General features: G+C 68.9%; 24 protein-coding genes. 13 read left to right on the top strand and 11 right to left on the bottom strand.

What is annotated here, in order from left to right; genetic code table 11:
- Positions 1–88 precede the first annotated feature (88 nt).
- The 3 genes from PKE75_RS10040 to PKE75_RS10030 all read left to right on the top strand — a co-directional run bounded on the left by PKE75_RS10040 (position 89) and on the right by PKE75_RS10030 (position 1,876).
- Positions 89–739, top strand: coding sequence for a pyroglutamyl-peptidase I (locus PKE75_RS10040; protein ID WP_271168597.1), 651 nt, complete (start codon positions 89–91; stop codon positions 737–739).
- Between the two features lie 21 nt (positions 740–760).
- Positions 761–1,573, top strand: a complete 813-nt coding sequence (locus PKE75_RS10035; protein ID WP_271168596.1) for a creatininase family protein — start codon at positions 761–763, stop codon at positions 1,571–1,573.
- 90 nt (positions 1,574–1,663) lie between these two features.
- The gene (locus PKE75_RS10030; protein ID WP_271168595.1) at positions 1,664–1,876 is read left to right on the top strand and encodes a hypothetical protein; all 213 of its coding nucleotides are present in this window, start codon (positions 1,664–1,666) and stop codon (positions 1,874–1,876) included.
- 46 nt (positions 1,877–1,922) lie between these two features.
- On the opposite strand, the gene PKE75_RS10025 is transcribed toward PKE75_RS10030, so the two are convergent.
- Positions 1,923–2,876, bottom strand: a complete 954-nt coding sequence (locus tag PKE75_RS10025) for an alpha/beta hydrolase (RefSeq protein ID WP_271168594.1) — start codon at positions 2,874–2,876, stop codon at positions 1,923–1,925.
- Positions 2,877–2,979: 103 nt separating this feature from the next.
- Between PKE75_RS10025 and PKE75_RS10020 the strand changes: the two genes are divergently transcribed.
- Together PKE75_RS10020 and PKE75_RS10015 are read left to right on the top strand one after the other, a co-directional pair.
- Positions 2,980–3,462 carry a secondary thiamine-phosphate synthase enzyme YjbQ gene (locus PKE75_RS10020; RefSeq protein WP_271168593.1) on the top strand — a complete coding sequence of 161 codons (483 nt, stop codon included), beginning with the start codon at positions 2,980–2,982 and terminating at the stop codon, positions 3,460–3,462.
- 101 nt (positions 3,463–3,563) lie between these two features.
- Positions 3,564–4,229: a response regulator gene (locus PKE75_RS10015; protein ID WP_271168592.1), complete on the top strand. Its 666-nt coding sequence runs from the start codon at positions 3,564–3,566 to the stop codon at positions 4,227–4,229.
- A 34-nt stretch (positions 4,230–4,263) separates the two neighbouring features.
- Here the strand turns inward: PKE75_RS10015 and PKE75_RS10010 are convergent, their stop codons facing one another.
- Positions 4,264–7,758, bottom strand: coding sequence for a PAS domain-containing hybrid sensor histidine kinase/response regulator (locus PKE75_RS10010; RefSeq protein WP_271168591.1), 3,495 nt, complete (start codon positions 7,756–7,758; stop codon positions 4,264–4,266).
- Between the two features lie 155 nt (positions 7,759–7,913).
- Here PKE75_RS10010 and mscL point away from each other — a divergent pair, with 155 nt between their 5' ends.
- The gene (mscL, locus tag PKE75_RS10005; protein ID WP_271169171.1) at positions 7,914–8,345 is read left to right on the top strand and encodes a large conductance mechanosensitive channel protein MscL; all 432 of its coding nucleotides are present in this window, start codon (positions 7,914–7,916) and stop codon (positions 8,343–8,345) included.
- 4 nt (positions 8,346–8,349) lie between these two features.
- On the top strand, positions 8,350–8,970 hold the full coding sequence (locus PKE75_RS10000; protein ID WP_271168590.1) for a glutathione S-transferase family protein: 621 nt from the start codon (positions 8,350–8,352) through the stop codon (positions 8,968–8,970).
- Between the two features lie 49 nt (positions 8,971–9,019).
- On the opposite strand, the gene PKE75_RS09995 is transcribed toward PKE75_RS10000, so the two are convergent.
- A complete protein-coding gene (locus PKE75_RS09995) occupies positions 9,020–9,502 on the bottom strand; it encodes an SRPBCC family protein (RefSeq protein WP_271168589.1) in 483 nt (160 codons plus the stop codon).
- 54 nt (positions 9,503–9,556) lie between these two features.
- A complete protein-coding gene (locus PKE75_RS09990) occupies positions 9,557–10,108 on the bottom strand; it encodes a methylated-DNA--[protein]-cysteine S-methyltransferase (protein ID WP_271168588.1) in 552 nt (183 codons plus the stop codon).
- 107 nt (positions 10,109–10,215) lie between these two features.
- Here PKE75_RS09990 and PKE75_RS09985 point away from each other — a divergent pair, with 107 nt between their 5' ends.
- Both PKE75_RS09985 and PKE75_RS09980 read left to right on the top strand, forming a co-directional pair.
- Positions 10,216–10,554, top strand: a complete 339-nt coding sequence (locus PKE75_RS09985; protein ID WP_271168587.1) for a peptidoglycan-binding domain-containing protein — start codon at positions 10,216–10,218, stop codon at positions 10,552–10,554.
- Between the two features lie 162 nt (positions 10,555–10,716).
- The gene (locus PKE75_RS09980; protein ID WP_271168586.1) at positions 10,717–11,655 is read left to right on the top strand and encodes a S1C family serine protease; all 939 of its coding nucleotides are present in this window, start codon (positions 10,717–10,719) and stop codon (positions 11,653–11,655) included.
- A gap of 22 nt (positions 11,656–11,677) precedes the next feature.
- Here PKE75_RS09980 and PKE75_RS09975 read toward each other — a convergent pair whose 3' ends face one another.
- The 6 genes from PKE75_RS09975 to PKE75_RS09950 all read right to left on the bottom strand — a co-directional run bounded on the left by PKE75_RS09975 (position 11,678) and on the right by PKE75_RS09950 (position 21,322).
- Positions 11,678–12,385: an alpha/beta hydrolase gene (locus PKE75_RS09975; RefSeq protein WP_271168585.1), complete on the bottom strand. Its 708-nt coding sequence runs from the start codon at positions 12,383–12,385 to the stop codon at positions 11,678–11,680.
- Positions 12,382–15,459, bottom strand: coding sequence for a DNA polymerase I (gene polA / locus PKE75_RS09970; protein WP_271168584.1), 3,078 nt, complete (start codon positions 15,457–15,459; stop codon positions 12,382–12,384). The genes PKE75_RS09975 and polA overlap by 4 nt, the downstream gene beginning before the upstream one ends.
- 90 nt (positions 15,460–15,549) lie before the next feature.
- Positions 15,550–15,945, bottom strand: a complete 396-nt coding sequence (locus PKE75_RS09965) for a c-type cytochrome (protein WP_271168583.1) — start codon at positions 15,943–15,945, stop codon at positions 15,550–15,552.
- A 133-nt stretch (positions 15,946–16,078) separates the two neighbouring features.
- A complete protein-coding gene (locus PKE75_RS09960; protein WP_271168582.1) occupies positions 16,079–17,140 on the bottom strand; it encodes an acyltransferase family protein in 1,062 nt (353 codons plus the stop codon).
- A gap of 202 nt (positions 17,141–17,342) precedes the next feature.
- Positions 17,343–17,936, bottom strand: a complete 594-nt coding sequence (locus tag PKE75_RS09955) for a TetR/AcrR family transcriptional regulator (RefSeq protein WP_271168581.1) — start codon at positions 17,934–17,936, stop codon at positions 17,343–17,345.
- A complete protein-coding gene (locus PKE75_RS09950) occupies positions 17,933–21,322 on the bottom strand; it encodes an acyl-[ACP]--phospholipid O-acyltransferase (protein WP_271168580.1) in 3,390 nt (1,129 codons plus the stop codon). Before PKE75_RS09950 ends, PKE75_RS09955 begins: the two co-directional genes overlap by 4 nt.
- A 131-nt stretch (positions 21,323–21,453) precedes the next feature.
- Between PKE75_RS09950 and PKE75_RS09945 the strand changes: the two genes are divergently transcribed.
- Both PKE75_RS09945 and PKE75_RS09940 read left to right on the top strand, forming a co-directional pair.
- Positions 21,454–22,062 carry a sulfite oxidase-like oxidoreductase gene (locus tag PKE75_RS09945; protein ID WP_271168579.1) on the top strand — a complete coding sequence of 203 codons (609 nt, stop codon included), beginning with the start codon at positions 21,454–21,456 and terminating at the stop codon, positions 22,060–22,062.
- The gene (locus PKE75_RS09940; protein WP_271168578.1) at positions 22,059–22,796 is read left to right on the top strand and encodes an FAD-binding oxidoreductase; all 738 of its coding nucleotides are present in this window, start codon (positions 22,059–22,061) and stop codon (positions 22,794–22,796) included. Before PKE75_RS09945 ends, PKE75_RS09940 begins: the two co-directional genes overlap by 4 nt.
- A gap of 10 nt (positions 22,797–22,806) precedes the next feature.
- On the opposite strand, the gene PKE75_RS09935 is transcribed toward PKE75_RS09940, so the two are convergent.
- Positions 22,807–22,983, bottom strand: a complete 177-nt coding sequence (locus PKE75_RS09935; RefSeq protein WP_271168577.1) for a hypothetical protein — start codon at positions 22,981–22,983, stop codon at positions 22,807–22,809.
- Between the two features lie 30 nt (positions 22,984–23,013).
- On the opposite strand from PKE75_RS09935, the gene PKE75_RS09930 reads away from it, so the two are divergent.
- A complete protein-coding gene (locus PKE75_RS09930; RefSeq protein ID WP_271168576.1) occupies positions 23,014–24,351 on the top strand; it encodes a lysozyme inhibitor LprI family protein in 1,338 nt (445 codons plus the stop codon).
- A gap of 141 nt (positions 24,352–24,492) precedes the next feature.
- Positions 24,493–25,326: a tetratricopeptide repeat protein gene (locus PKE75_RS09925; RefSeq protein ID WP_271168575.1), complete on the top strand. Its 834-nt coding sequence runs from the start codon at positions 24,493–24,495 to the stop codon at positions 25,324–25,326.
- Positions 25,327–25,395 lie beyond the last annotated feature (69 nt).

Raw genomic sequence — 25,395 nt, 5'->3', positions numbered from 1 at the left:
AAAGAAGTCGAGAGTCGGCCATGCATGATTTCGTACGGCCCTCTCGATTTGCGGAGACCTTCGGTCGCCGTTTGCGGCGCAGCGGGCGATGAGCCTTCTTCTCACGGCTTTCGGACGCTTCGACGGCGGCCCGAACTGCTCGGAGCGTCTGCTCGAGGCGCTCGCCGCCGATCGCGCGGCGCTGGAGGCGATCTGGCGAGGCCCCGTCGCCGCAGTCCGCCTTGACGTCGATTCGGAGACCGTCGCCGCAGCGCTCCGCTCGGCTGTCGAGCGGGCGCGGCCGACGCATGTGCTGCTCATGGGACAGGCCTCCGGCAGGGACGCCCTCTGCTTCGAGCGGATCGCGCGAAACCGGCGTGACCTTCGTACGCCGGACATCGCCGGGCGGATCGGCGATCTCGGGCCGGTGGCGCCCGGCGGTCCCGATCAGCTTGAGGCCACCTGGCCTGATCTCGCTGCGCTTGCGGCCGCGCTTGTCGCCGAGGGCGTTCCGGCGAGGGTGTCGGACGACGCCGGCGCGCACCTCTGCAACCAGACGCTCTATACCGCGCTCCGGGCGGCGGAGCGGGCGTCGCCCCGCTTCGTCGTCGCCTTCGTCCATCTCCCGTTGCTTCCGGAGCAGGTGGCGGCGCAGATCCCGGCCGCGGCGAGCCGGCCCGGATGCCCGACGGTCGCGCTCGACGACATGGCGCGTGCGGTTCGGGCCGTTCTGCGGCATACCCGGCGCGACGAAGCCTGACGATCCGAGGACACAAGCCCGATGCCCCTGCCGCGCCGCCGCTGGGTCGACATGACGACGGAGGATTTCGCCGACCCCGACGTCGGATCCTGGATCGCCGTCCTGCCGGTCGCCGCCGTCGAACAGCACGGACCGCATCTGCCGGTGGGCGTGGACGCCATGATCGGGGAGGGGTATCTCGAGCGCGCTCTTGCTCTCGTCCCGGCCGAGCTTCCCGTCACCGTGCTGCCGATGCAGACGGTCGGCGCGTCGAGCGAGCATTCATCGTTTCCCGGCACGCTCTCGCTGTCGCCCGAGACCGTGATCCGCGCCTGGACCGAGATCGGCGGCTCGCTCGCCCGGGCGGGTCTGCGCAAGCTGGTGTTCGCCAACAGCCATGGCGGCAACTCCGCCGCGCTCGACGTCGTCGCGCGGGCGCTGCGGGTGTCGCATGGCATGCTGGCCGTCGCCACGAGTTGGCCGCGGCTCGGCTATCCCGCCGATCTGTTCACCCATATGGAGCTGCGCCATGGCATCCACGGCGGGGAGATCGAGACCTCGCTGATGCTGTCCTTCCGGCCCGAGCTGGTGCGGATGGACAAGGCGCGGGACTTCACGCCCGCGACCTACGACATGGAGCGGGACTACGCCCAGTTGCGCGCGGGCTCGCCCGCGGGGTTCGGCTGGATGTCGCAGGATCTGAACCCCTCGGGCGCGATCGGCGACGCGGCGTCCGCGACCAAAGAATCAGGCGAGGCCGCCGCGGAGTTCGGGGCGAGAGCCTTCGTCGAATTGCTCCACGACGTGCATCGCTTCCCGATCGAGAGGCTGGCGAAGGGGCCGCTCGACGATTGATGGAGCCGTCGACCGGCGAATGCGGGTCGACAATCGCACGTCCGCGGCCCACGATGCGGACGCCAGAAGACCAAGAAGGCAGGGGGCGGAATGCCGGACGCGCGTCAGGACGAGCGGCTGATCGAAGGGCTCAAGGTCATCGAAACGATCGAGAGCGACAACGTGCTGCGCTGGGACGGCTCGGTGCTCTATGTCGAGCAGGACGTCTATCACAACGGCCAGCTCGTCCACCGGAAGTACCGCCGCCGGGTCACCGCCGAGGTCGCCCGCGTGCTGCTTAGCGTGGTTTCGGGCAAAGGCTGAGACCCGACGCCCGGCGGCGATGTGACGGCTTCAACTCGCCCTCCGTTCACCCCTTCAGGAACGCCATGACGCGCTCGAACGCCGGCGCCGCGTTCGGCTCGGGCAGCGAGGTGTGGACGTGGCCGGAGCCCGGCCACACCGAAAGCTCCGCCTCGTTCCCGGCCGCGATCCACCGCGCCGCCATGAACAGCGTGTCGTCGATCAGCGGATCGCGGGTCCCCACCGTGAAGATCGCCGGCGGCAGCCCCGAAACGTCGGCGTAAAGCGGCGAAACGTCGGGATCCGACAGGTCCTCGCCGTTCTGCAGGTAATTGGCCGCGAACATCCGGAGGTCGCGCGTGCCGAGCACGAACTTGTCCGTCTCCGACCGCCGCGCGCTCGGGGTGAGGCCGAGATCGTAGCTGCCGGCCGCGAGGTTGGCCTTCGAGAACGGCGTGAGACCGTGGCGGTCGCGGAGCCTCAGCATGGTGACCGCCGAGAGATGGGCGCCGGCGGACTCGCCGCCGATCATCAGGCGGTCGACCCCGAAGCGGCCGGGCGCTTCGCGGACGAGCCAGAGCGCCGCGGCCTCGCAGTCGTCCGGTCCCGCGGGGTACGGGTCCTCAGGCGCCAGCCGATATTCGACGGAGACGCAGGCGAAACCGCATTCGGTCGCGAGCCGTTCGAGCCGCGGGTCGTCCTGATCGCTCTCGCCTAGCGTCCAGCCGCCGCTGTGGAAGTGGAGATAGACCGCGACCGGGCTGTCCGGCGCGATGATCCGCAGCGGGATCGGCCCCCGCGGGCCATCGATCGAGACCGCCTCGGCGCGCGCGCTCTTAGGCTCCGTGACGAAGGGCGTCATGCCGGCCCTGCGACGCAGGCGGACCTCCGCCGGACCGAGCGACCAGATGTCGGGCGCGGTGCGGCCCTGCGCGATCAGGCTTTCCGCGTAGGCGACCGTCGCCTCCGGCGCGGCGCCCGGGGCGAACCAGGCGGGGTCGATCATGATCGGTCGCGACATTCGCGGGCGCCTCGCTCGCAGGGAAACAGGAAGGGCCGCAGAAAACGCGAGCGGGGGGCTCGCCGCAAGCCCGCCGGGACCCAACATCGCCTCCATGGGCGCCATGACCTCAGCGAAGCGCGTTTCCTCCGAGATCCGATCCGGACCCGTCGACCATCAGATGGTCGCCGGGCTTTCGGTCACGACCCGCGGCCCGGGGCTGGTCGACGTGACGGCGCAGATCGCGGACGCGCTTGCCGCGGGCGAGGCCGGCGACGGACTGGCGACCATCTTCGTGCGCCACACCTCGGCGTCGCTGACCATCCAGGAGAACGCCAGCCCGGAGGTGCGCGACGATCTCGTCGACGCGCTCGACCGGCTCGCTCCGCGAAACGCGGGTTGGCGCCACGACATCGAGGGCCCGGACGACATGCCCGCCCACGTCAAGGCGACGCTGACGGGCGTCTCGGTCGCCGTCCCCGTGCTCGCCGGGCGGCTCGCGCTCGGGACGTGGCAGGCGATCTACCTGATCGAGCACCGCGACCGGCCGCATTCGCGCGAACTCGTCGCGCATTTCATCGGGTCGAGGCTTCGACAAAATGCTTAGCGCGTCACGGCCGAGTTAATTACGCAACGGTCATACGGGGATTGCTTATGGAGGCGTTCTAACGCATCGATTTCGCAACCGCGAAGCGATATGAGAGCGTTATGACAGCTGCCGATTCCTACCGCCTGCTCATCGCCGACGACCACCCGCTGTTCCGCTCCGCCTTGCGCGAAGCGATGTCAGGGGGCGGCGCGACGATCGCCGAAGCCGGCTCGTTCGACGAGGCGTCGAAGGCGCTGGAGGCCGACAGCTCGATCGACCTCGTGCTGCTCGATCTCAACATGCCGGGCATCAGCGGCTTTTCCGGCCTCATGTATCTCCGGGCGCAGTACCCGTCGGTGCCGGTCGTCGTCGTCTCGGCGAACGAGGATCCGAAGGTCATCCGCCGCTGCATGGAGTTCGGCGCCTCCGGTTTCATTCCGAAGACCCTCGACGTCGAGAAGATGCGCGAGGCGGTGCGCGTCGTGCTCGCCGGCGACGAGTGGACCCCGCCCGACGTCGATCTCGGCGCGACCGGCGACGACGAGGCCGCCAAGGTCGCAGCCAAGCTCGGCACGCTGACGCCGCAGCAGGTGCGCGTGCTGATGATGCTGAGCCAGGGGCTGCTGAACAAGCAGATCGCCTACGAGCTCAGCGTGTCGGAAGCCACCGTGAAGGCCCACGTCTCGGCCATCCTCGCCAAGCTCGGCGTCGAAAGCCGGACGCAGGCGGTGATCGCGGCGTCGAAGATCGAATCCGGCCAGTGGCCGGAGCGCATGCCGGGCTGAACCGCAATACGGGCGCCGCCCTTGTGGCGACGCTCTATTCGGCGGCTTCCCGTCTGGCGAGAAGCTGCGCCAGCAGAGCCCGCAACGCCGCCGGACGCACCGGTTTCGGAAGAATCTGCAGGTCTTTCGCCGCCGCCTTCTCCCGCAGGCCCGGAGAGCGGTCGGCGGTGATCAGCACCGCCGGTATCGGCGACCCCAGCTTCCACCGCAGCTTGACGATCGCCTCGAGGCCGTCCGCCTCGTCGAGGTGATAGTCGGCGAGGATGACGTCGGGCGTCAGCTTCCGCCTGACGATCGCCTGCTCGGCTTCGCGTTCGCTCGCGGCCGCGATCGCGGTGCAGCCCCAGCCTTCGAGCAGCGTCGTCATGCCGTCGAGGATCGCCGGCTCGTTGTCGATCGCGAGCACCACCAGCCCCTTGAGCGCCGCGTTGCGGTGGCTCGGCGCGGCGTCCGCGGCGACGGGCGCCGGCATCGGGGCGGCGGTCGGCGCCTCGAGAGCGAACACCGACCCCCGGCCGGGGGTCGAGCGGAGCGTGATCGGATGATCGAGCACGCGCGCGATCCGCTCGACGATGGACAGGCCGAGCCCGACGCCCGGCGCCACCTTCGCGCCCTGCTCGAGCCGCTTGAACTCGCGGAACACCAGCCTCTGCTGCCCGGAGGCGATGCCGAGGCCGGTGTCCCACACCTCGATCCTGAGCTTCCCCTTGAGCCGTCGGCAGCCGACGATGACGCGGCCGGACGGCGTGTATTTGATCGCGTTCGAGACGAGATTCTGCAGCACCCTTCGCAGCAGCCGGCGGTCGGACCGCACGGTCAGGCTGGTCGGCAGCACCTTCAGCTTCAGACCCTTCTCGGCCGCGACCGGCGCGAACTCGCGCGCGAGCTGGGAGACGATCTCGTCGAGCCGGAAGTTCGACAGCTCGGGCTTCATCGCCCCGGTGTCGAGGCGGGAGATGTCGAGCAGCGTGGAGAGGATCTCCTCGACCGCGTCGAGCGAGGAGTCGACGTTGCGCGCCAGCCGGGCCTGGTCGGTCTCGGGCGCGGCGCGCTCGACGAGGCTGGTGGCGAACAGCCGCGCCGCGTTCAGCGGCTGCAGGATGTCGTGGCTCGCCGCCGCGAGGAAGCGCGTCTTCGAGATGTTGGCCTCGTCGGCCTCCGTCTTGGCGCGGGCGAGCTCCTGGTTGAGGCGGGTGAGCTCGCGCGTGCGCTCCCGCACCCGGCGCTCCAGCGTCTCGTTGGCGCGCTCCAGCGCCTCCTGCGCCGCGACCGTCTCGGTGATGTCGGTGTAGGTGGTGACGACGCCGGCGTCCGGCATGCGCGCCGAACGGATCTCGATCACGCGGCCCGATGGGTGAAGCCGGGTTCGCAGGGTCTCCAGCCTGACGACGAAACGCTCGATGCGGTCGGCGACGAACTCGTCGGCGATCACCGGCCCGTAGAGGCCGCGCGCGGCGTTGAAGCGGAAGATGTCGTCGAGGCCGACGCCGAGATGGATCATCTCCTCAGGCAGGTCGAACAGCTCGCGGAACTCGCGGTTCCAGCAGACCAGCTTCATGTCGCCGTCGATCGCGGTGACGCCCTGGCGCGCATGGTCGAGCGCGTTCTGCAGCACGTCCCGGTTGGTTTGCATGGCGGCGGAGGCGTCGTCGAGCAGCTGGAGCGCGGCGGTGCTCGTCACGTCGCGCTGGGTCAGCAGCATCGACAGCACCAGGCGCGAGGCCGCCGGCCCGATGGCCGAGGCGAGCAGCCGCTCGGCGAAGCGCAATGTCTGGAGGTCGGCTTCCGCCGCGCCCTCGGGCGCGCCGCCGCGGGCGATCGCAAAGCCGCGGAACGCGGTCTCGGTGCGCTCGGGACCGAGATAGCGCGCGACGGTCTGGGCGAGCTCGCCGGCCGTCGCCCGGGTGCGGCGGCTGCGGAGCGTCGCGGGCGTCGTCGTGGTCGCCGGGGCGTCCCCGAAGAAGGCCGCCGCCTGCTGGCGTTCGATGGGGAAGGGCGCCCGCGTCAGCGAGCCGCCGACGAAGGCCAGCAGGTTGAGAGCGAGGCTGACGAACAGTCCATGGGGCAGCGGATCGGCGAAGGAGAGCCCGAACATCGCGCCGGGCCGCAGCCAGCCGAAGCCGAACGGCCCGTCCGCCACCACGCTTTCGAGCGCCGGGACCTGCGAGGCGATCACCGGCAGCATCAGCGTCCAGAACCAGGCCGCAAGCCCCACGGAAATCCCCGCGACCGCGCCGCGGCCGGTGCCGCGCCGCCAGAACAGGCCGCCGAAGAACGCCGGCGCAAGCTGCGCGATCGCGGCCATCGACAGAAGTCCGATGGTGGAGAGTTCGGCCGCGCCCGTGATGCGGTGCACGAGATAGGCGGCGAACAGCGCGGCGGCGATCGCCGCCCGGCGCAGGATGAGCAGCCGGCGCGTCATGCTCTGGCGGCGGGCCCGGCCGCGCAGCAGGATCGGCATCGCGAGGTCGTTGGAGAACATGATGGCGAGCGCGACCGACTCCACGACCACCATGGCGCTGGCGGCCGAGAGCCCGCCGATGAAGGCCGCGCCCGTGATCCACGGCGCGCCGGCCTGCAGCGGCAGGGCGAGCACGTAGGCGTCGGGCGCGACGTCGCCCGCCGCATGGAACGCGATGAGGCCCGCGAGCGCGATCGGCGCGATGAACAGGTTGAAGACGAGCAGATAGAGCGGAAAGGCCCAGGCGGCGCGCTTCAGCTCGTGGTCGCTGCGGTTCTCGACGATCGCCACGTGGAACTGGCGCGGCAGCAGCAGGAAGGCGGCGAACGACAGCACGGTGAGCGCGACGCATTGCGACAGCGCGGGCGCCCGCGCGAAAGCCGCGCCGACGCCAGCCTCCCGCGCGCGGGCTATGATGTCCGCCGGGCCGTCATGCAGCCAGAAGACGGCGAACAGACCGACGGCCGCGAAACAGACGAGCTTCACAACCGACTCGGTCGCGATCGCGAACATCAGCCCGTCCTGGCGCTCGGTCGCCGCCACCTGACGCGTGCCGAACAGCGCCGCGAACAGAGCAAGCACCGCGGCCGCCGCGAAGCCCGGATCGACGACCGCCGACGCCTGCGGCCCCATCACGAGCTCGAGCGAGGTCGAGATCGCCTTGAGCTGCAGCGCGACGTAGGGCGTGACGCCTGCGATCGCCACGATCGCGACCAGGCCTGCGACCACCTCGCTCTTGCCGTAGCGCGCCCCGATGAAGTCGGCGATCGAGGTGATGTTGTCGGACTTCGCGAGCCGCACCACCCGCCGGATCGTCGAGCCGAACAGCAGCAGCGCGAGCGCCGGACCGAGCGAGAGCGCGAGAAAGCTCCAGCCGGCGTTGGCCGCAAAGCCGATCGCGCCGAAGAACGCCCATGACGTGCAGTAGACGCCGAGGCCGAGCGCATAGATCCAAGGCCTCAGCGGCCCGGCAAGCCAGAACGGCCGCTTGCGGTCGACGAAGGCGGCAAGCGCGAACAGCGCGCCCAGATAGCCGATCGCGACCGTGACGACGACCCAACCCTGCACGCTCAAATCCCCTTCGGCGCCGCCGATCCGGCCGGGCTGGTTTCCGCCCCGGCGCAAGCGAACTGCGGCTTGCGTCGCGCTCCGACGTCCCGTTAACGTCTAGCGGGCGGAGCGGCCCGGCGCCACCAGCGAGGGAGGGATCGACGCCAATGTCGGTGATCCAGGAATTCAAAGAATTCGCGATGAAAGGCAACGTCGTCGATCTCGCGATCGGCGTCATCATCGGCGCTGCGTTCGGCAGGATCGTCGAGAGCCTCGTCGCCGACGTGTTCATGCCGGTGATCGGCGCGGTCGTCGGCGGACTGGACTTTTCGAACTATTTCATCGGCCTGTCGTCGGCCGTGACGGCGACCTCGCTCGCCGAGGCGCGTAAGCAGGGGGCGGTGCTCGCCTACGGCAACTTCCTGACGATCGCGATCAACTTCCTGATCATCGCCTTCATCCTGTTCCTGATCATCAAGGCGATCAACCGGATGAAGAAGAAGGAGGAGGCCAAGCCCGAGGCGGTCGCCGAGGTCCCGCAGGACGTCAAGCTGCTGTCCGAGATCCGCGACCTGCTCGCGGGCGGCGCCGCCCCGCGGGCCTGACGTCGTGGCGCCCGCCCGCTTCGTCCTGCACCACAACCCGCGGTCGCGCTCCCAGCGCATCCGCTGGCTGCTGGAGGAGATCGGCGAGCCCTATGAGATCGTCGCAGTCGATCTGGAGGCCGGCGAGCACAAGCGGCCGGCCTTCCTCGCGCTCAACCCGGACGGCAAGCTGCCGACGCTGATCGACCGCGGGCCGGACGGCGCGTCTGCGGTCGTGGTCACCGAGAGCTCCGCGATCCTGCTGCACGTCGCGGACGCCTATCCCGAGGCCGGGCTCGCCCCGCTCCCAGGAACGCTGGAGCGCGGCCGCTATCTGACCTGGGTCTGCTATGCGGCGGCGGGCCTCGAGCCGGCGCTGGCGGATCTCGTCTTCCCGCGCGCGGCTCCGCCTCCGCCGATGGCGATCGGCTGGCCGACCTTCGACAAGGCGCTCGCCCGCGTGCTGGCGGCGGTCGAGCCCGGACCCTGGCTGCTCGGCGAAACGTTCTCCGCAGCCGACGTCATGGTCGGCGCGCTGCTCGGCTGGATCGTCTCATGGGGCAAGCTGCCGGAGCCGGAGCGCTTCGCGGGCTATCTCGGCCGCCTCGCCGCGCGGCCGGCATACGCCAGGGCCTACGGCGCCTGACGGCCTGGATCGGCTGCAGCCGATCCAGGCGCAGGACGTTCGCTCGCGATCAGGGCTTCGTCGCCTGATCCACGATGCCGGCGAGGCCCTTCACATAGATGCCGTCGATCACGTCCTTGGCGGCGGCGTCGCTCGCGCCCTTCGCCTGGAACGTGCCGGTCCACGTCACCTTCGAGCCCGCAGAACCCGACGGCTCGACCTGGATGGTCGAGACGTAGTCCGCGACCGGCAGCGGACCGTCAATGATCGCGTAGCTGTACTTCATCAACCCGTCGTCTCGGCGGAGCTCGCGCTCGACGAGCTTGCCGCCGCCTTTCAGAGCGAGCGTGCGGACCAGCTTGGCTCCGCCGGTCGACAGCGTGCAGCTCTCGACGACCGGGTGCCAGTTCTGGATTCCGCAGAAGCCGCCGATCGTGGCCCACACCTTGTCCGGCGTGGCGTTCACCGGGGTCGCCTCGGTGACTTCGACGGCGAGGGCCGGCGAGGCGACGAGCGCTGCGACGGCCGCGACGAATGAAGCGCGCTTGAGCATTTCCTCATGTCCTTTTTGTTTTGGACGGCTCTGTCGGCCGCCGAGGACAAGGGTCTAGCGCGCGCCTGGCGCTTGCACAGGAGGCCGGGCGTCCGCCGCCGACGCGCGGAACAGCCCGTTCCCGAACGGCGCGCCGCTCTCGAGCGTCAGGAGGCGCACCTTCGCCGCGAGGCCGCCCGCAAATCCCGTCAGCCTGCCGGACGCTCCGACCACACGGTGGCAGGGCGCGACGATCGAGATCGGGTTGCGCCCGTTCGCGGCCCCGACCGCCCGCACCGCCTTGGGGCTGCCGACCGCGGCCGCGATCTCGCCATAGCTGCGCGTCTCGCCATAGGGGATCGCGATAAGCGCCTCCCACACAAGCCGCTGGAACGCCGTCCCGCGGAAATCGAGCGGCAGCGCAAACGACCGGCGCTCGCCCGCGAAATATTCTCCAAGCTGCCGCGCCGTCTCGGCGAGCGCCGGATGCTCGCCCGCCACGCTCGCCGCCGCCCACGGCACGCGCCGCGGATCGTCGTTCTCCCACAGCACCGCGGCGAGCCCGGCGTCGCTCGCGACGAGGGTGAGGGTTCCGACGGGGGAGGGGAGGAGGGCGTGGAGGAGCATTGAGGTCTTCGGGGGTCTCGAGGCAAAAAAGCGGCTTTGGACTCGCGGTCCAGAATTTCCAACCTATAGTTGCCTGCAGGAGGTCGGCGCCTCCGTCGGGGCGAGCTATGAAGATCTGGGTCCTCTTCGGATTCCTAGCTGTGGCGGCCGCCATCGGCGCCCAGCCTGTCGCAGCCCTCAACCGCGCAGACTATCAGATCGCAGAACGCGCGTTCTATGCGTCGGATGCGAAACAGCACTTCGAAGTGCCGCTTCTTCTGATCGCAGCCGGCCACTTCAACGGAATGAGCACCGGCGCCTTCGGGCCACGGCTCTTCAAGGCGATTCAGGAATATCAATCGTCGCTCGGCGCGCCGCAAACCGGGTGGCTTACTCCGGACCAACTGGCCCGACTTCGCGTGTCCGGCTATGGCGCAATGTCAGCGTGGGGCATGACAGAGATCTAGCGTCCCTACACAAACGCCAAACTCTACGTTCCGAAGAAAGCTGCTCCGCTTCAGGTCAACACCGCCCGCGGCTACAGCTACGAAGCTTATGATCGCTCGCTGAGCGTCGACTTTTCCTTCTTCTCCGCGTCGGAGACGTCGCTGGAACAGCTTTACCTCCGGATGAGCTCGACGGCCGGCGCGCGCAGGATCGACTACAAGGTGATCCGGCCGCGGTTCTTCGCGGTGGCCGGCGGGGTCGGCGACCGGGCATTCTACACGAAGTATCAGCTGTCGCGCGGCGGTGTGGTGGGCTTCGCCACGAGTTGGGACTCGAACCGCATTGAACGGGGCGACCGCATTCCCAACCTGATGGCCAACCTTTTCTCCGTTTCGCTGGATGGCGGAGGCGATACAGCGCAAGCGACGTACACGCCGCCGACGATGCCGGTAATGCCAGCACCTGCTCCGTCACCTCCTGCTGAAGCCGCTGCGCCGAGCGAGGACAAGTCCGGTACGGGTTTTTTCGTCTCTCAGAAGAGACTCTTGACCAACGCTCACGTGGTGAAGGGCTGTGCGGTCGTCACCCTGACCATCGGTCAGAATAAGGCGACCGGTAGGGTGCTGGCCCGCGACGAGCCAAACGACCTAGCGTTGATTGAAAGCGATAAGGCGAGTGATGCGGTCGCGAAGCTGCGGGCCGGCGTTCGCCTCGGCGAAGACGTCGCCGCCTTCGGTTTTCCCTTGAACGGCGATCTCGCAACAAGCGGCAACTTCACCCGGGGTGGGGTCACGGCTACCGCAGGGCTGCACGACGATTCAAGTAGGATACAAATTTCCGCACCCGTTCAGCCCGGCAATAGCGGAGGGCCGTTGCTTGACGAAAGCGGCAACGTGGTCGGCATCGTCGTTGCGAAGCTGAACACACTGAAATTCGCTTTAGCGAATGGCGGCGACATTGCACAGAACGTCAATTTTGCGATCAAGAGCTCGGTCGCTCAGACGTTTCTAGAGACGAACAACACGACGTTCGACGTGGGCGCGCCCGGAGAGACCATGAAGCCTGCCGATCTCGCTGCGCATGCGCAAAGCCTCTCCGCGGTAATTGAATGCAGGCCGTAAGGTCGCTGTTGCCTTCCCCCCCTCAGTCCTCCGTCTTCGCCAGCCACTCCGCGAGGTCGAGCGTCTCGGCGTCGGTGATCTGGTGGCCCATGCCGGGGTAGGCGTGGAACGCTGTGGGGGCGTGGAGCTTGGCGAGCGTCGCCTGGGCCGAGCGGGCGGAGGCGAAGGGGATGCGGTCGTCCCTGTCGCCGTGGGCGATGAAGAAGGCGGTGCGGGACCAGTCGGCGCCGGCCGGGGCCTGCGCGGATTTCGGGATCGCGCCGCTCAGCGCCGCCGCGCCGCGGAAGCGGGCGGGCTGGGTCAGGCCGAGCTGGTAGGACAGCGCCGCGCCCTGGCTGAAGCCGCCGACGAACACCTCCGCCGGGTCGACCGCGTAATGCTTCGAGACCGTGCCGATCAGCGACAGCACGTCCCGTGCGCTCACCTCGACGCCCTGGCCGTCGCCGCCGCCATACCAGCGGTAGCCGCCATTGGCGTTCCTGAACGGGGCGCGCGGCGACACGATCAGGAAGTTCCGCGGCAGCTGCGGCCACAGGCCGATGAGGTCGAGCTCGTCGGCGCCTTGCCCGTGCAGCAGCACCAGCAGCGGCGGGTGCGGCGACTTCACCTCGGGCTCGTGGACCGCATAGGTCAGCGCGGCCTTGTCGTCGGCGTCGGCCGTCGAGGACACGGCGAACCCTGCGAGAAGCGCCAGCGCGACCGCGCGTCCCGCCCTTCGAAGCGCGCTCAATGCGCCTCCTCCCAGTTCAGCGCGGCGCGGGCGTCCACCTTCAGCGGCACGCGAAGCTTGAGCGCGGGGTGGGGGGCGTCCTCCATCACGCGGGTGATGATCGGGATCACGGCGTCGACCTCGGCGTCGTCGACCTCGAAGATCAGCTCGTCATGCACCTGCAACAGCATCTGCGCCGACAGTTTCGCCTCGGCGAGCGCGGCCTCCATCCGGATCATCGCGCGGCGGATGATGTCGGCGGCCGAGCCCTGGATCGGGGCGTTGATCGCGGCGCGCTCGTTGAACGCGCGCTCCGCCGGGTTCGAGGCGCGGATCGAGGGGTAGTGGCACTTCCGGCCGAAGATGGTTGTGACGTAGCCCTGCTCGCGCGCCGCGGTCTTGGTCGCCTCCATGTAGTCGCGGATGCCGGGGAAGCGCTCGAAATAGGTCTTGATGTAGAGACCCGCCTCCTCGCGCCCGATGCCGAGCTGGTTCGCCAGCCCGAAGGCCGAGATGCCGTAGATGATGCCGAAATTGATCGCCTTGGCGCGCCGCCGCGTCGAAGGGTCCATGCCCTCGACCGGCACGCCGAACATCTCCGAGGCCGTCATCGCATGGATGTCGAGCCCGTCGGCGAAGGCCTGCACCAGCTGCGGGATGTCCGCCATGTGGGCGAGGATCCGGAGCTCGATCTGGCTGTAGTCGGCCGACACCAGCTTGGCCCCCTCCGCGGCCACGAAGGCGCGCCGGATCTTGCGGCCCTCCTCGGTGCGGATCGGGATGTTCTGCAGGTTCGGCTCGGTCGAGGACAGCCGGCCCGTCGTGGTCGCGGCGAGCTGATAGGTGGTGTGGACCCGGCGCGTCTCCGGGTGGACGTAGGTCGGCAGGGCGTCGGCGTAGGTGCTCTTGAGCTTCGAGAGCTGGCGCCAGTCGAGGATGCGGCGGGGCAGATCGTGGCCTTGAAGGGCGAGCTCCTCCAGCACGCCGGCTGCGGTGCCCCAGGCGCCGGTCTTGGTCTTCTTCGCGCCGGGAAGGCCCATCTTGCCGAACAGGATGTCGCCGAGCTGCTTCGGGCTGCCGAGGTTGAACGGCTCGCCCGCGAGCGCGTGGATCTCGGCTTCGAGCGCCCCCATGCGCTGGGCGAGCTCGCCCGAGAGTCTGGAGAGCATCGGCCGCTCGATCGAGACGCCGCGCTGCTCCATGCGCGACAGCACCGCCGGCAGCGGCCGCTCCAGCGTCTCGTAGACGGTGACCATGCGCTCGGCGACCAGGCGCTGCCTGAACAGAGTCCAGAGCCTGAGCGTCACGTCGGCGTCTTCCGCCGCGTAAGCCGTGGCCTTGTCGAGCGCGACTTGCGCGAAGTTCAGGCGCGCCTTGCCGGTGCCGGTCACCTCGTCATAGGAGATGCAGGCGTGGCCGAGATGGCGGCGGGAGAGCTCGTCCAGCCCCTGCGCGCCGAGCCCCGAATCCAGCGCATAGGACATCAGCATCGTGTCGTCGTAGTTCGCGACGCGGACGCCGAGGCGGTCGAGGATCGTCAGGTCGTATTTGATCCCCTGGCCGATCTTGAGGACGGAGTCGTCCTCCATCAGATCCTTCAGCACGGCGAGCGCCTCGTTCGCCGGGATCTGGCCCTCGACGAGACCGCCCCCGGCGCCGTTCTCCGACAGGAGGTCCCCCGCCGCCGTGACGTGGCCGAGCGGCACGTAGGCCGCGACGCCCGGCGCGATCGCGAGCGAGAAGCCGACGAGCTCGGCGCGCATCGGGTCGACGGCCGAGGTCTCCATGTCGACCGCGAGCCGGCCGGCCTCGCGCGCGTCCTCGAGCCAGTTGGCGAGGCGGCCGACATCCGTCACGCACTCATAGGCCGAACGATCGACGACCGCGCCCGCGGCCTCGACCCGGCGCTTCTCGGCCAGCGCCTGCGGCGTCGGGCCGTCGAAGGCGCTCTGCGCGCCGCCGTTCGTCGGCGGCGTGTAGTCCATGCCTTTGCGCGCGCGGCCTTCCGCGCGCTTGTACCAGCCGCCTCCGGCGCCCTTGTCGAGGGTCTCCGTCTGCGGCAGTGCGGGGTCCGGCGGCTCGCCGAGGTCGAACTCGTCGTCGTCCTTCGGACCGGCCGCGACCGTCTCGCTTCCGCGCGGAGCCGGCGCGGAGCGCTTCGCCGACATCATCTCGGCGTCGGGCGTCACGGCTGCGATGTCGACGCCGGTCGCCTCGGCGACGCGGCGGGTCAGCGTGTTGAACTCCATCGCCTTGAGGAAGGCGACGAGCCGCGTCGGGTTCGGCTCCTGGACCGCGATGTCGTCGAGCGAGACGTCGAGCGGCACGTTGGTCTCAAGCGTCACCAGCCGCTTCGAGATGCGGGCGAGGTCGGCGTATTCGATCAGGTTCTCGCGGCGCTTCGGCTGCTTGATCTCGTGGGCGCGCCCGAGCAGCGTTTCGAGGTCGCCATATTCGGAGAGCAGCTGGGCGGCGGTCTTCGCGCCGATGCCGGGCACGCCCGGCACGTTGTCGACCGAATCGCCCGCCAGCGCCTGCAGATCGATCATCTTGTCCGGCCCGACGCCGAACTTCTCGAACACCTCGTCGGGCCCGATGCGCTTGTCCTTCACGGGATCGAGCATCGTCACCAGCCCGCCGACGAGCTGGAACAGGTCCTTGTCGGAGCCGACGATGGTGACCTCGGCGCCCGCTTCCGCGCCGAGGCGGGCATAGGTCGCGATCAGGTCGTCCGCCTCGTAGCCGCCCTTCTCGATACACGCGATCGAGAAGGCTTCGGTCGCGCGCCTGATCAGCGGAAACTGCGGGATCAGGTCCTCGGGCGGCTCGGACCGGTTGGCCTTGTATGTCTCGTGGATCTCTTTGCGGAACGTGACCTCCGACTTGTCGAAGATCACCGCGAGGTGGGTCGGGTCGACCCAGCCGGCGTCGCGCAGCAGCTTCCACAGCATGTTGCAGAAGCCGGACACCGCGCCGACCGGCAGCCCGTCGGACGGGCGCGTCAGCGGCGGCAGCGCGTGATAGGCGCGGAAGATGTAGGAGGAGCCGTCCACGAGGACGACGTGGTCGCCGGAGGCGACAGGGCGGTTCGGCATGCGTGAGAAGTCCCGGCCAGGTTCGGCCGGGACTATAGGCGTCGGCGGCTTGAAGGGAACCGGCGAACGCCGGCGCCCTTCAAATCCCGATCACGGCGTGAGCTGCGCGCCCTTCGCCGAATCCGCGGACATCTCGGTCTGACCCGGCGTGAAGCCGTTGAGCGAGAGGATGTACGCCGTCAGCACGTTCAGCTGGTCTTCCGTCAGCGAACCCGGCGCGTTCTGCGGCATGTTCGTGTGGATGTAGTCGCGCAGCTCGGCGACCGGCTTGCCGCCGAACACCTTGAGGAACGCGTCGCCCTTCAGAGCGGGCCCGAGCGCGCCTGCGCCTTCCTTGGCGTGGCACTGGCGACAGGCGCCGTTGTATTCGGACTTGCCCTTGTCGAGCTGGGCCTGCGTGTACGGCCCTTCGGCCGCCATCGCGGCGGAGCCCGCGACGAGCGCCGAGCCAAGGGCGAGGCTTGCAAAAACTGCCTTAATTCTCATTGCGGCATTTTCCTCCGTGGGCGTCGAGATCGCCTCTCGCGTTTAACGATAGCGCGCGAGAAGAAGATGCGAACCCGTCCTTCGTCAAACTTTAGAACAAATCCGAAGTGCGGCGGAACCGCGCACTTCTGCGTTATCGAGCCGGCTGCAGGCCGGTTTCTCGCAGCGGGGTCTTGGGGCGGTCGATGTGGAAAGCCTGCGGCCGGACGAACAGGAACTTTGCCCATCCGGTCTTCATCACGAGCCAGTGCAGGGCGAGCGGCGCCACCACGCCGACGGTCGTCACGATCACCGAGACCCAGCCGAGGTCCGAGATCACCCCGGTCTTGAGAAGGACCGCGCGCGTCGCCGCCATCGGCAGGAAGAACGCGAGATAGACGACGATCGAGCGTTCGCCGGCGTAGCGCAGCGGCTCGGCGGCCGAGGAGCCCGCAATGAGGGCGGCGACCGAGACGATCGCGAGCGCCCCGGCGACGCCGAGCATGAGGCTGACGACGGGCAGCGTCGCGACGCCGCCGAACACAGCGGCGCCGTTGATCAGCGCCCAGGCCACGAGGCCCGCGAGCGCCAGGCCCCGGCGGCCCCGCACCATGTCGGCGAACGCGAAGATGCGGGGCGCGCCGTACCACCCGAGCATCACGTAGAACAGCCGTGCGCAGAACTCGTCCGGGACCATCCAGCCGGTGTGGACCTGGAGCGATTCGAGCAGGGCGGCGAAGGCCAGCACCAGCAGCGGCGGGAGCCGGCGCACCAGCTTGGCGAACACGAAGAAGATCGGCAGCAGGTAGATGAACCACAGTGTGCCGAACGGATCGACCAGCGACACCAGAAACTGGTGGACGACCGCGCCGATCCCTTCGTCGATCGCCAGCCCGGGCCACTTCGTGGCGCCCTGGATGACGAGCCAGAGCAGGTAGAAGTAAGCGAAGTGGACGACCTTGCGGTCGAGATAGAGCCGCCAGTCGCGGTCGATCACGAGGGCGAGGAACAGCCCGGATATCAGGAAGAAGTCCGGCATCCGGAACGGCCGCGCGAAGGCGACGGCGTAGTGCATGAAGCCCTCGGCCCCGGCGGCCTTCTCGACGCCGAGCGTCGAGTGCATCATCACCACGAGGACGATGCATATGCCCTTGGCGACGTCCACCCAGTCGACGCGGGGCGTCGTTGCGGATGCGTCGCGAGCGATGCTCGTCATCATCTCGGCAGCTCCCGGAGCCAGTGGCGGACCCGCCGCATTATAGCGGAAACGACGGCCGGAAGGGCGCGAGACGCTGATAACGGAGGGGATTCCTGTTTTTACTATTAATTGACGCTGTTTTGCATTGTCGCGCTCACGATTGATTAACCATCGGCGTTTCGGCGCGGAGCGCGCCGGACGAGGGAGGAAGCGGCGGGCGCTAGACCGCGCTGTCAGTGACGCCCACCGCCCGCCGGATCGCGCCTGCGATCGCCGCGCGATGCGCCGAGGGCGGCTCGGCGAGCCGGCCGTAGATGAAGAAGATCGCCGGCTGCACCACGAGGCCGAGCGCGAGCGCCGTCGTCAGCGCGACGTCGCCGCGCGGGATGTCGCCCGCCGCCATCGCGTCCTCGAACACGCGGCCGAGCGCCGCCACCGCATTCTCCGGCGCCGCCTTGTCGAGGCCGCGCAGATGCTCGTGCTGGGAGACCAGCACATAGGCGAAGCCCGCAGGGTCGGCGTCGAAGGAGGCGGCGAAGAAATCGACCAGCGCGTCGAGCCTGTCGCCGAAGCCGGAGCGCTCGGCGCGGATCGTCTCGATCCCGCGGGCGAGCGCTCCGTAGCGGTCGATGAACAGCGCGCGCGACAGCTCCTCCTTGGAGGCGAAGTGCCGGTAGAGCGCGCCCTCGGTGAGGCCGGCGCCGGCCGCGATCTCGCGGATCGAGGCGCCGTCGACGCCCTTGGCGGCGAACAGCCCGAGCGCCGCGGTCTCGATCCGCCTTCGCGTGTCGTGGACGCCGCGCGCGGCGCTCACGCCGCCTGCTCCTTCGATCCGGCCGCGAGCTTCGCGACCGCGACATAGTCCGTCTTGCCGGAGCCCAGCAGCGGAATCTTCCCGACCGTGACGATCTCCGCCGGGACCGCGATGTCGGGCAGGCCCGCCTGCCGGAACGCGGCCTGCAGCGCGCCGCGCTCGGCGTCCTTCTTCGTCGTCACCAGCACCACCCGCTCGCCCTTGCGGGGGTCGGGCGCGGTGGCGGCGGCGTGCGAGGCTTCGGGCCAGGCCCTGGCGGCCGTCTCCTCGACCAGCCCGAGCGACACCATTTCGCCCGCGATCTTGGCGAAGCGCTTGGCGCGGCCCTTGATCGAGACGAACCCTGCGTCGTCGAGCGCGACGATGTCGCCGGTGTCGTGCCAGCCGTCGACCGGCCGCTCCAGCACGCCGGGCCGCTCGGAGCGCAGATAGCCCAGCATGACGTTCGGTCCGCGGATCGACAGCCGACCGCCGTCCTCGACGCCCTCGACGGGGGCGAGCCGGTGCTCGATGCCCGGAAGGAACTGGCCGACGGTCCCGCCGCGGTTGAAGATCGGGGTGTTGACCGCGACCACCGGGCTCGCCTCCGTCACGCCGTAGCCTTCGAGAATCCTCAGCCCGAACTTCTCGGCCCAGACCTTGCGCGTCTCGAGCTTCACCGCCTCCGCGCCCGCCACCACGAAGCGCAGCGAGCGGAAATCGTAAGGGTGCGCGGAGCGGGCGTAGCCGGCGAGGAAGGTGTCGGTGCCGAACAGCACGGTGGCGTTCGAGCCGTAGACCATCTCCGGCACGATCCGGTAGTGCAGCGGCGAGGGGTAGAGGACGGTCTTCACCGCCGAGACCAGCGGCAGCAGCAGGCCGCCGGTCAGCCCGAAGGCGTGGAACACGGGAAGCACGTTGAACACGACGTCGGCCGGCCCGAAGTCGATGCGCGCGGCGACCTGCGCCACGTTAGACAGCAGGTTCCTGTGGCTGAGCACGACGCCCTTCGGCGCGCCCTCGGACCCGGACGTGAACAGGATCGCCGCCGGGGCGTTCGGGTCGCCGCGCGCCGCGCGACCGCTGGCGAGCAGGCCCTTGAGGCGGTCGACCAGCCCGATCGCGTCCCGGACGTCCTCGAGATAGACGAGCCTCACGGCGCCGCCGAGCGCGGCCTCCTCCTTTTGCAGGCGACCCTTCTCGATGAAGGCGCGCGAGGTGAGCACCGTGCGCGCCTCCGCCGCCTTGCACGCCGCGACGAGGTTCGCGGCGCCGGCGGTGTAGTTCAGCATCGCCGGCACGCGGCCGCCGCGCTGGAGAGCGAGGAAGGCGAGGGCGACCGCGGCCGTGTTCGGCAGCAGCACGCCGACGGCCTCGCCCGGCTTTGCGAGCCCTCGCAGCTTCACCTCCAGCGCCGCGGCGCCGGCGAACAGCCTGCGGTAGCTGAGCCTGGCGCCCAGCGCGTCCGCCACCGCGACCTGGCTGAAGCCTTCGGCCTTGGCGGCGGCGACCGTCGCCTCGTGCAGGGTGCGGTCGATATCGGTGGTCGCGAACACCATCCGCGACATCAGAGCGGTGAGCGCCGCGCCCGCGGCCTGCCGGCGCCTGCGACCGACGAGCGAGGCGTCGACCCCGAGCTTCTCCGGCGGCAGGATCGTGACGACGACCTTCGGGAACAGCCGCTTCCGGAGCTGGCGGCGCGTGAGATAGGAGAACGGCGAGCGGTCGAGCCCCTCGATCCGCACCGGCACGACCGGCGCGTCAGACTTGTCCGCGATCAGTCCGGCGCCGTCGTAGATCTTCATCAGCGAGCCGGTGACGGTGATGCGCCCCTCGGGGAAGATCACCAGCCGGTTTCCCTCCCTCACCAGATTGATCAGGGCGCGGGTCGCGAGCGGCTTCGCGGGGTCCATCGGGAAGGCGCGCACCATGTTGGCGAAGGGCTTCACCCACCACCGCGTCGCCATCGCGCTGTCGATCGCGAACACCGGCTCGTCGGCGAGCAGCGACATCACCAGCGGCGCGTCGAGCAGGCTCGAATGGTTGATCGCGATGACCGCCTTCGGCCCCGCCTTTTCGAGGTTCGCCATGCCGCGCACCTCGACCCGGTAGAGCAGAGAAAACGCCAGATGAGCCGTGTCGCGCAGCATCGAGCCGGGGAGGGCGCGCCCCAGAACGGGCGCGCCCGCGATCGACAGCGCGCCGAGCAGGGCGATCAGCGTCGAGGTGGTCAGCCCCGCCGCCTGCAGCGCGATCAGCACGACCGCGCCCGCGGTCATGAAGGCGGCGTTCAGCACGTTGTTCGCCGCGACCACGCGGGCGCGCCGGTCTTCGCCGGCTTCCGACTGCAGGAAGGCGAACACGGGCACGACGAACAGGCCGCCGGCGGCGGCGATCGCCAGAAGGTCGACCAGGATGCGGATGTCGGCTGCCGAGCGCACGAACTCCGTCCAGCCGATCAGCGGATCGGCGGGCGTCATGCCGTAGGTGGCGAGGGCGAGGTCGAGCGAGAACACGCCGACGATGACGCCCGCGATCGGGGTCAGCGCGAGCAGGATGCGCCGCTCGCTCAGCCGCGCCGCGGCCATCGAGCCGAGCGCGATGCCGATGGTGAACACGGCGAGGAACAGCGTGACGACGCTCTCGTCGCCGCCGATCGCGGTCTTCACGAGCTGCGGCACGAGCGCGAGCAGGATCGCGCCGACCAGCCAGAAGCAGCTGACGGCGATCGAGGCGATCCACTGCCGCGGCTCGCGCTTCAGGTCGCGCAGCAAGGCCGCCGAGCTCTTGAAGACGTTGCGCTCGATCTTCAGGTTCGGCGCGCTTTCGCCTGTCGGCGGAATCAGCGTCGCGCAGAAATAGGCCAGGCCCGACACGCCGAGCGTGACCGCGGCGACCGCGTAGGGGCTCGCCTCCGCCACCATGATCCCGCCGCCGACGGTGCCGGCCAGGATCGCGAGGAAGGTCGCGGTCTCGATCAGCGCATTGCCGGCGACCAGCTCCTCACGCTTCAGGTGGTCGGGCAGGATGCCGTATTTGACCGGGCCGAACAGCGCGGACAGCACGCCGGTCAGGAACAGCGCGAGGAACAGCAGGACCGCGGAATAGAGGAAGAAGCCGACTGCCGCGATCACCGCGACGCCGATCTCGGCGAGCTTGGTCCAGCGCGCGACGCGGCCCTTGTCGTAGCGGTCCGCAAGCTCGCCGCCGAGCGCCGACAGCGCGAAGAACGGCAGGATGAACAGCCCGCCCGCAAGCGTCACCAGCATTGGCCCGCTCGCGCCGCCGATGTGGAACAGCAGCAGGATGACCAGCGCGTTCTTCACGAAATTGTCGTTGAACGCGGCGAACAGCTGGCAGCCGAACAGCGGCGCGAACCGGCGGGAGCGTAGCAGCGCGAACATCATGGGCGAAACGAAGCTCCTGTGTGAGTGAATGTTTACTCACATGTTCGGGCTGGTCAAGACGCCGGCCGATACGCAATTGCCTTCGCCGCTCCGACGGCTACTCTGCGCCCCGACGCAAACAGGATCCCGTCATGATCACGCGTGGTTTCACCGGACGGCGGACTCCGGAGGACGTCGCGGCGCGCGTACCGCCAGGGCAGGCGCTGACGACCGACTTCCCCGTGCTTTCGGCCGGTCCGACGCCGCGCATCAAGCTGGAGGACTGGAGCTTCACCCTGAAGGTCGGCCCGCGTCCGGTGTTCAAATGGACGTGGGAGGAATTCAACGCCCTGCCGCAGACCTCCTACGTCAGGGACATCCACTGCGTCACCACGTGGTCGAAGCTCGACACCGCGTGGGAGGGCGTGACGATCGACGACCTGCTGAAGGCGGCCGGCGTCGAGGCCGCCAAGCCCTTCGTGCTGGCGCATGGCTTCGACGGCTACTCGACCAACCTGCCTGCCGCCGACCTCGCCGGAGACAAGGCGATGATCGCGCTGAAATATGACGGCGAGCCGCTTGCGCCGGACCATGGCGGTCCGGCGCGGCTACTGGTGCCGCACCTCTATTTCTGGAAGTCGGCGAAGTGGGTGAGCGGCCTGCAGTTCACCGACGTTGACACCGCGGGCTTCTGGGAGCTGCGCGGCTACCATATGGTTGGCGACCCCTGGCGCGAGCAGCGCTACCACGACGACCCGTGAACGACGCCCCCTCAGCCTGGCGCACCGCGACGATCGAGAAGATCGTCCCGCAGACTTCCAGGGTGTCGAGCTTCTTCCTGGCCCCCGAGCCGCCCTTCGCGTTCCGCGCCGGTCAGCATGTCGATGTCCGGCTGACCGCTGCCGACGGCTATCAGGCGCGCCGGAGCTATTCGATCGCCTCGGCGCCTGAGAACAACCGGTCGGTCGAGCTCGCGATCGAGGAGCTGGAGGAGGGCGAGGTCTCCGCCTTCTTCCACGAGGTCGCGGCGGTCGGCGACGCGGTCGAGATTCGCGGGCCGATCGGCGGCCATTTTGTCTGGAGCGTCGAAGACGGCGGTCCGCTGCTGCTCGTCGGAGCGGGGTCCGGCGTCGCGCCGCTGATGGCGATGGCGCGCCACCGCGCGGCTCGCGGGTCGCGCATCCCGACCCTGCTGCTGGTCGCCGCGCGCACTTGGGACGACGTGCTGTTCCGCGAGGAGCTGCTCGAGCTCGAGGCTCGCGGCGACGGTTTCGCCTTCGTCGTCGCGCTCTCGCGCGGAGCGGCGTCGCGCGCCGGCGACCACGGCCGGCGCGTCGACGCGGCGATCGCCGCGGACGCGCTCTCGCGCCTCCCAGCTTCGCCGCTGCGGACCTTCGTCTGCGGCTCGAACGCGTTTGTGGAGACCGCCTCGGCGGGCCTCGTCGCCGGCGGTCTGGCCGCCTCGGTCATCCGCACCGAACGCTATGGCGGCTAGACAGCCCGCTTCAGCGGTTCAGCCAGAGCAGCACGATCATCGTGTAGAGAATGCCGGCTCCGCCGTAGAACCAGGCCGGATTGAGGTCCGGCGTCGTCTGGGACAGCAGGAACGCGCCCGAGCCCATCAGTCCCATCAGCGCGAGGGCCGCCGCGAGGCCCAGCGCGTTACGCACCCATTTCATCATCGAAGACGTCCGCTGGAAGGCGCGGGAACAATGGCGCCCCCGGACGCCGCCGCCAATCCCGTTTCGGTGCGGGCCGCTGTTATCGCCGCTTTAGAAGCTTGCGAAGATCCGCCGCTACGATACCTTCGTTGGATACGGAAGATCATCCTAATTATACTGGCCATCCCGATATTTGCGTCCGCGGGGCTAGCAGGTCCACCCAGCTTCGACTGTTCAAAGGCCGAAGCTCCTGACGAGAGAGCGATCTGTAGTGACGCGATCCTTTCTTCCAATGACCAAGAGACCACCCGTCTCTTCCAGGCCCTAAAGGCTCAAGATAAGCAGGCTGCGCTTAGCGCTGCGCGAGCGTTTCTGGCTCATCGAAAGCTCTGCGGATCAAGCCTCTTCTGCATCAGGAAGACCCAAGAGGATGCCATTGTGCTTTTCCGCGAGCGGATCGGCAGCGCGACCACTCAGCCGGCCCCCTTCGACGGAGTGCCGGACCTCTTGGCGGAGGTGAAAGATCCGCGTCTCGGCGCGATGTTACCGGACATACAGAGGCTGTGCAGGCAACCGCAAAAGCGCTCTGAGGCTTGCCGCGGCGAACAGACCTCTGCAGCCCGCGAGTATCTGGATATAAAGGACAACATCATCGCGGATACCGTCAAATCGACGATGATGACGGAATGCCTTGAAAGGTTCGGCAAGAAGAGCGGCGCTGACTGGAGGCAGGTAGTGAGCTGCTTCAAGAGTGATATGGACGCGCACAACCGTGCGGCCTTGCTCGCGGAAGAGGAGCAAGCAAGGAAAGCTGCTGAGCAGAGGCGGCTTGACGAGGCAAGGCGCGCCGAGGAGCAGAAGAAGGCGCAGGAGGAAGCCGAGCACCAAGCGGAGGCCAGGCGCATCGAGCAGGAAAAGCGGGCTGAAGAGGAGCGTGCAGCGAAGGCAAAGCTCGACGCGGAAGTCGCGGAGATCGAAAAGCCTCAAGATTGCGTGGAGCCAAGCTCTTCAGAGCTCGAAACGATAAGAGATAATTTCGAGATCGATCTTTATGACGCCCGGAGCGCTCGTTTTCATAGCGCATGCAAGTACACGAAACCAGACCATCGCGACAGGAGCTTCGTCTGTGGGCTGGTCAATTCAAAGAATGCGATGGGGGCCTACGTTGGGTACCACCCCTTCTACGCGGAGATAGAAACCGCGCAGATCAAGGACATCGTCGCTGACGAGGGAACAGGCGACGAGACGAAACGGCTGATCAAGCAATTCCAGCTCACATCTCACTGCGAATACTGCACTACCGCCAATCGGTCATATGAGGCGTGCAGGGAGGCAGTGAAGTCAGGGAAATACGATCCACTCGAGGAGGCCCGCAGCCGGCGGCAGTAGCCCTGCCCAAGCTTTGGCTGCACTTCCGGCAACTTCCGGGAAATAGGCCATAAGGATCGTCCCCGCTCCCGCGACGCCCGGCTCGGCTTGTTGTAGAAACGCCGCTTGGGGGCGTCCGCCCCGTCGGGGCTCGGTGCGCGTTTGATCCGGATCGCTATCCTCGCGGCGCTGATCGTGGCGGCCCTGTTTGCGACGGACGCGCGGCAGCACGCCGGCCGCGCCTTCTACGAGGCCGGGCTGCCGCGGGTCGCGGCGCTCATGCTCGGCGGGCCGGCGTGGCGGGGCGCGGCGCTCTACGAGCGCGGCCGTTACGAGGAGGCGGCGCAGGCGTTCCGCGCCGCCGAGTTCCCTGGCCAGCTCTACGATCTCGGCACGGCGCTCGCCCGTTCGGGACGCCTCAGGGAGGCGGCGCAAACCTTCGACGACGCGCTCGAACGCGACCCGAACGACGAGGACGCTCGCTACAACCTCGCTGTCGTGGAGTCGCTTCTGGCGAAGCGGCGCGCCGACGCCGTCGACGCCAGGAACGGCGCGAACGCCAGCGCCAGCGCCAACAAGCGCGGCGGCGAAGCGCCCTCGGACGCCGAGAACGAGATCAACTCGACCGGCGAGGGCGCCGCCGGCGACCGCGATTCCGGGCGTCAGGCGAACTCCGCGGGTCGGAGCAGGGTGTTCAAGAGCGGCCGGGCCCCCCAGTCCGGCGATCCCTCGGAGAACACGAAGGCGAGCGGCTCGATCGGGTCCGCCGCCGGTCTCGGCCGCACCGGCGAGTCCGCGATGAACGTCGCCCGCCCGCCCGAACAGCCGGCGCTGCGCAGCGAGAGCATGATGCTCAAGACGATCTTCGCCTCGCGCCAGTGGCTGGAGACGCTCCCCGACGATCCCGGCGTCTATGTCCGCAAGCTGTTCGTCCAGCAGCGCGAGGCCCGCAGGGAGCGGGGCATGGCGGCGCCTGAGGTGACCGACCAGTGGTGAGACGCTAGCCGTCATGCCCGGCGCAGCCGGGTATCCACGACTTGATCGCAGGGCTCGACGTCCAAGTCG

Source organism: Hansschlegelia plantiphila, from assembly GCF_027922265.1.
Lineage (GTDB): Bacteria > Pseudomonadota > Alphaproteobacteria > Rhizobiales > Methylopilaceae > Methylopila > Methylopila plantiphila.
The sequence above is the reverse complement of the archived record's forward strand: the minus strand, read 5'-3'. Positions and strand labels throughout refer to the sequence as shown.

Coding starts and splice junctions, on each gene's coding strand:
- PKE75_RS10040 (WP_271168597.1), top strand. CDS start 89: ATGAGCCTTCTTCTCACGGCTTTCGGACGCTTCGACGGCGGCCCGAAC.
- PKE75_RS10035 (WP_271168596.1), top strand. CDS start 761: ATGCCCCTGCCGCGCCGCCGCTGGGTCGACATGACGACGGAGGATTTC.
- PKE75_RS10030 (WP_271168595.1), top strand. CDS start 1,664: ATGCCGGACGCGCGTCAGGACGAGCGGCTGATCGAAGGGCTCAAGGTC.
- PKE75_RS10025 (WP_271168594.1), bottom strand. CDS start 2,876: ATGTCGCGACCGATCATGATCGACCCCGCCTGGTTCGCCCCGGGCGCC.
- PKE75_RS10020 (WP_271168593.1), top strand. CDS start 2,980: ATGACCTCAGCGAAGCGCGTTTCCTCCGAGATCCGATCCGGACCCGTC.
- PKE75_RS10015 (WP_271168592.1), top strand. CDS start 3,564: ATGACAGCTGCCGATTCCTACCGCCTGCTCATCGCCGACGACCACCCG.
- PKE75_RS09995 (WP_271168589.1), bottom strand. CDS start 9,502: ATGCTCAAGCGCGCTTCATTCGTCGCGGCCGTCGCAGCGCTCGTCGCC.
- PKE75_RS09990 (WP_271168588.1), bottom strand. CDS start 10,108: ATGCTCCTCCACGCCCTCCTCCCCTCCCCCGTCGGAACCCTCACCCTC.
- PKE75_RS09985 (WP_271168587.1), top strand. CDS start 10,216: ATGAAGATCTGGGTCCTCTTCGGATTCCTAGCTGTGGCGGCCGCCATC.
- PKE75_RS09980 (WP_271168586.1), top strand. CDS start 10,717: ATGAGCTCGACGGCCGGCGCGCGCAGGATCGACTACAAGGTGATCCGG.
- polA (WP_271168584.1), bottom strand. CDS start 15,459: ATGCCGAACCGCCCTGTCGCCTCCGGCGACCACGTCGTCCTCGTGGAC.
- PKE75_RS09965 (WP_271168583.1), bottom strand. CDS start 15,945: ATGAGAATTAAGGCAGTTTTTGCAAGCCTCGCCCTTGGCTCGGCGCTC.
- PKE75_RS09960 (WP_271168582.1), bottom strand. CDS start 17,140: ATGACGAGCATCGCTCGCGACGCATCCGCAACGACGCCCCGCGTCGAC.
- PKE75_RS09950 (WP_271168580.1), bottom strand. CDS start 21,322: ATGATGTTCGCGCTGCTACGCTCCCGCCGGTTCGCGCCGCTGTTCGGC.
- PKE75_RS09945 (WP_271168579.1), top strand. CDS start 21,454: ATGATCACGCGTGGTTTCACCGGACGGCGGACTCCGGAGGACGTCGCG.
- PKE75_RS09935 (WP_271168577.1), bottom strand. CDS start 22,983: ATGATGAAATGGGTGCGTAACGCGCTGGGCCTCGCGGCGGCCCTCGCG.
- PKE75_RS09930 (WP_271168576.1), top strand. CDS start 23,014: ATGGCGCCCCCGGACGCCGCCGCCAATCCCGTTTCGGTGCGGGCCGCT.